Source organism: Fictibacillus sp. NRS-1165, from assembly GCF_050468105.1.
GTDB lineage: Bacteria > Bacillota > Bacilli > Bacillales > Fictibacillaceae > Fictibacillus_C > Fictibacillus_C terrinigri.
On record NZ_JBDPNU010000092.1, the window covers coordinates 1 to 4448 of the forward strand.

Consider the following 4448-nt stretch of genomic DNA (forward strand, 5'->3'; position numbering starts at 1 on the left):
TTTTTTCATCACCAGACAGGAACTTTCCAAGCATCGGCGTTTCAGCGGGTCCTGGATTAATGGCATTCACCCGAATTTTAAAAGGTGCCAATTCAAGCGCCAGTGCTTTCGTTAACATAATCGCGGCGCCTTTCGATGCACAATAAGCGTTTAAACCAGGTCTTGCCCGTATACCCGCAATGGAAGCGATATTTATAATCGAACCTTTCCTGATTCGTTTCATGTGAGGAACAAGGTGCCGTGTGGTCAAAAAAATCGACTTCGCATTGACGTTCATAATCTTGTCCCATTCATTTATGCTCATTTCTTCAATGGGAGTGAAAAACTGAGGTACTCCGGCACAATTCAGCAAAACGTCTAAATGCTGATATTGACGGACGGCTTCATTAACCAGATTCTGGACACTTTCATCTTCTCCAACATCTGTTTGAATCACCATTACTTCCCCTGTATTTCCTATTTCCTCAGCAGTACAATTGGCCGCTTCATGATTTAAGTCAGCTAAAACGACGTTTGCTCCTTCGGCTGCAAACAGCTTGGCTGCCGCCTTCCCCATACCAGAGCCCGCTCCTGTAATGATAGCCGTTTTTCCTTCGAGCAATCCCGCAGTCATAGGTTAATCACCACCATTCGTTCGTCTGTCATTTCTTGAATCGCATAATGCGGCCCTTCTTTTCCGATCCCGCTGTTCTTAACGCCGCCATATGGCATGACATCATTCCGATATGTTGATACATCATTTATGATCACTCCGCCATATTGCAGAACTTTGGCCGCTCTCATCGCCAGCTGTAAATCCATTGTGAAAATACCTGCCTGAAGTCCATACTCTGATTGATTGGCAAACTGAAAAGCCGCATCAATATCTTGATAAGGAATGATGCTCACAATGGGAGCGAATACTTCCTTACAAACCACCTTCATATCAGGTTTTGTGTTGACGAGCACTGTCGGGAATAACAGGGCACCTTCCCTTTTAACAGGAAGTAAGGATTTAGCTCCTTGTTCTATTGCTTCATTGATCCATTTCTCTGAACGAATGGCCTCTTTTTCACTGATCATCGGTCCTACGTCTGTTTCTTCTGCTTCAGGATCACCAACGTTCAATTGTTGAACATAATGTAGATAACGCTCCGTAAACTCATTTAAGACTGATTGATGAACATAAAGGCGCTGTACTGCTATGCAGGCTTGTCCAGCGTTATGAAAACTGCGGCTTGCCGTTAGTTTCGCTGCCAACTCTAAATCTGCGTCACTGTGTACAATGTTCGGGGAATTGTTGCCCAATTCAAGCGCCACTGGCCTCAAGCCGCTTCGTTCTTTAATATGCCTTCCGACTTCACCTGAACCAGTAAATGTATACATTGCGATGCGCTCATCTTCCAAGAGCCATTCCCCCACTTCACTCCCTGCACCAGTGACGATGTTGACGTAGCCTTTCGGAAGACCCGCCTCCTCCAAAAGTTCGACCAGTTGAAAAGTGGCCAATGGTGTAGTGGTAGCAGGCTTAATGACAATCGTGTTTCCGGCAGCAAGGGCGGGAGCGATCTTATGAACCCCTAATAACAAAGGATAATTGAATGGGGTAATCACTCCGATAACCCCTTTTGGAACGCGAATGGTAAAGCCTAACCGGTTGTCGGCTCCTTCCGTTGCCTGAAGGGGAATCATTTCACCTGCGATCCTTTTCGCTTCTTCTGCGGATAAACGGATCGTGTTAATTGTCCGGTCTAGTTCTCCTGCCGCATCTTTTAGGGTTTTCCCTACTTCTTTTACTAAGGAAAGTTCAAAATCCCTGCGCCTTTTTTCCATTAAATCAGCGGCTTTTGAAAGAATTGCAGATCTCTGGTAGGCTGTTAGCTGGTCCGCCTTAAAAACTTTTTCCGCAGCAGTCACCGCCTGATCGACATGATGCTTACCTGCTTTCGCGATGGCAGCGATCACCTCCCCTGTGTATTTATGATACACAGGAATACTTTTCTCGGTTTGAACATGTTTGCCATCAATGTACAGATGCAATTTTTTGTCACTCTTTAATGGAGTCTGTGTGTCGGTCATGCTTTATCCATCTCCTTAATTAAAATTCATGCTCCTACTCGTCATTTGTTCACGAATGGCACTTCCCATTTCAAATGTCGTGTGTTTCCCGCCTAGGTCTCTCGTGGAAACTTTTCCTTCCAGAAGGACCTCTTCGATAGACTCAACAATCAAGTCTGCCATATCAGGAAAACCTAGATGCTGCATCATTAAGCTGAGACTCCAAATCTGGGCGATGGGATTCGCTATTCCTTTTCCGGCGATGCCAGGCGCCGACCCATGAATCGGTTCAAACATTGAAGGATACGTCTTTTCAGGGTTAATATTTCCTGAAGGTGCCAGCCCAAGACCGCCTACAATAGCCGCCCCAAGATCAGTCAGGATGTCACCGAAAAGGTTGCTTGCTACAACCACATCCAACTCTTCTGGCCGTGTAATAAAATAGGCGGCAAGCGCATCAATATGATATATATCCGTTCGTATAGAAGGATGAGTCCGGCTGACTTCCTTTACGATTTCATCCCAGAATGGCATTGAAAAATTAATTCCGTTTGATTTCGTTGCTGCGGTCAGCCGTTTTTTATTTCTTTTTTCGGCAAGTGAGTAGGCATATTTGATCACACGTTCGGTTCCATATCTAGTAAACACATTGTTTTGTACTGCAAGCTCAAAGGGGGTATTCTCATGTAACCGCCCTCCCATGTTCGAGTATTCTCCTTCCGTATTTTCACGGATCACCACAAAATCCAGATCACTATGCGCCTTATATCGGAGAGGGCTGTCCAATCCTCTCAGAAGCTTGATTGGACGTAAATTGATATATTGCTGAAAGGTCCTGCGAATAGGCAAGATCAGCTCCCAAACCGATATGTGGTCAGGTACAGTTGGGGCACCTATTGCGCCTAGAAGAATCACATCATAATCACGTAAAATTTCCAGGCCGTTCCCCGGCATCATCTTTCCATGTTTTAAATAGTAATCACAATTCCAATCAAACGAGTCAATGGAAAAATGAATCCCTCCATGAAGTTCCCCGATCTTGGTTAACGTTTTTAATCCCTCTGCCATGACTTCAGGCCCTATTCCATCACCAGGTATGGCGGCAATTGAAAAGTGCTGCAAGTTATCACCTCATTTTGTATTGTTAGTGACATACACTTGCAAGATTCGTTCCAATTCAGTCTATTTTAAATTTTCAGAAATTATAGCGTATAGAAAAGTATGATGCGGAACTCACTGTTGCAAATTACAACATTCGTTTCAAAATGAAACCTCATAATTGGTATTCCTTTATTTTTCTCCAAAGTGTCGATCGGTCAATTCCGAGAGAATGTGCTGCCTTTGCTTTACTGTCATATTTAAGGAGTGCCTTCCGGATTAAATCCCTTTCACTTTCCTTTATGGTTGCTTCACTGCCCACTGTTTCCTTACTCTGTCTCTTCCTGAGTTTTGGATAAAAGAAGGAAGCATCCTTAGCTGAAATTTCTGTGCCTTTTTGCAGCAAAACAATCCTTTCCAAAACATTTCTTAATTCACGGATGTTGCCTGGCCAGTGATAATCCTGCAAAACCGGGACAAAGCCATCTTCCACTTTGGCGATCTGCTTCCGATGCATTTCATTGAACTGCTCAAGAAAATGTCTCATAAGCAAAGGGATATCTTCCAATCTTTCTCGTAACGCTGGCAATTCCAGTGACAGTACATTCAACCGATAATATAAATCCGTTCTAAACTCCTTCTTGTTCATTTCTTCTTCGATGTCTGAGTTAGTTGCTGCAATAATACGGACGTTCACAGGTATATTTCGTTGGCCGCCAATTCTGCGGACAGATCTTTCCTGAAGAACACGCAACAGGTGAGCTTGTATCTGTAATGGCATTTCGCCAATCTCATCTAGAAACAAAGTCCCTCCGTGCGCTAATTCGAAGAGTCCTTGTTTCCCGCCCTTTCTTGCTCCAGAAAAACTTCCTTCCTCATATCCAAACAATTCACTCTCCAGGAGACTTTCAGGAAAAGCTGCACAATTAACAGCGACAAAAGGACCAATAGCGCGGCTGCTCCCCAAATGGATGCCTTGAGCAAACAGCTCCTTACCTGTTCCGGACTCCCCTGTAATCAGAACCGTTGCATCCGTTTGCGAAATAATTTTTGCTTGTTCTTTCGCTTCCTTAATCGTTCTTGATTCCCCAATAATATCATCAAGTCTGTATTTTGCTTCTAACCCGCTCTCATGTAACTTTTTCCTAAGTTTCATCTCCATTCTTTGAAGATCGGTAATTTCTTTAAAGTTGGATACAGCTCCAACTACAGTTTGATTAAGCATAACTGGAAAACGGTTAATAATAATCTGCCGATCAAGAATCTTGGCTACATCCCCTATTTCTTTTCGTCCAGTCTGCAGCACTCTGAGC

The 4448-nt window shown here is 43.9% G+C and carries 4 protein-coding genes; all 4 read right to left on the reverse strand.

Annotated features, from left to right (window positions below; all coding sequences use genetic code 11):
* The coding region (locus tag ABHN01_RS24330) for an SDR family NAD(P)-dependent oxidoreductase (protein WP_429877688.1) at positions 1-613 on the reverse strand (613 nt) is incomplete at its 3' end.
* Positions 610-2058 (reverse strand): aldehyde dehydrogenase family protein, encoded by a 1449-nt coding sequence (locus tag ABHN01_RS24335; RefSeq protein ID WP_429877689.1) that lies wholly within the window; start codon positions 2056-2058, stop codon positions 610-612. The genes ABHN01_RS24330 and ABHN01_RS24335, both read right to left, overlap by 4 nt.
* A gap of 15 nt (positions 2059-2073) precedes the next feature.
* Complete coding sequence (locus ABHN01_RS24340) at positions 2074-3159, reverse strand: tartrate dehydrogenase (protein WP_429877690.1); 1086 nt, start codon at positions 3157-3159, stop codon at positions 2074-2076.
* Positions 3160-3310: 151 nt separating this feature from the next.
* The coding region (locus ABHN01_RS24345) for a sigma-54 interaction domain-containing protein (RefSeq protein WP_429877691.1) at positions 3311-4448 on the reverse strand (1138 nt) is incomplete at its 5' end.

Bases quoted from the DNA above. Each gene is read 5' to 3' on its own strand.
- ABHN01_RS24335 (WP_429877689.1), bottom strand. From the start codon at position 2,058: ATGACCGACACACAGACTCCATTAAAGAGTGACAAAAAATTGCATCTG.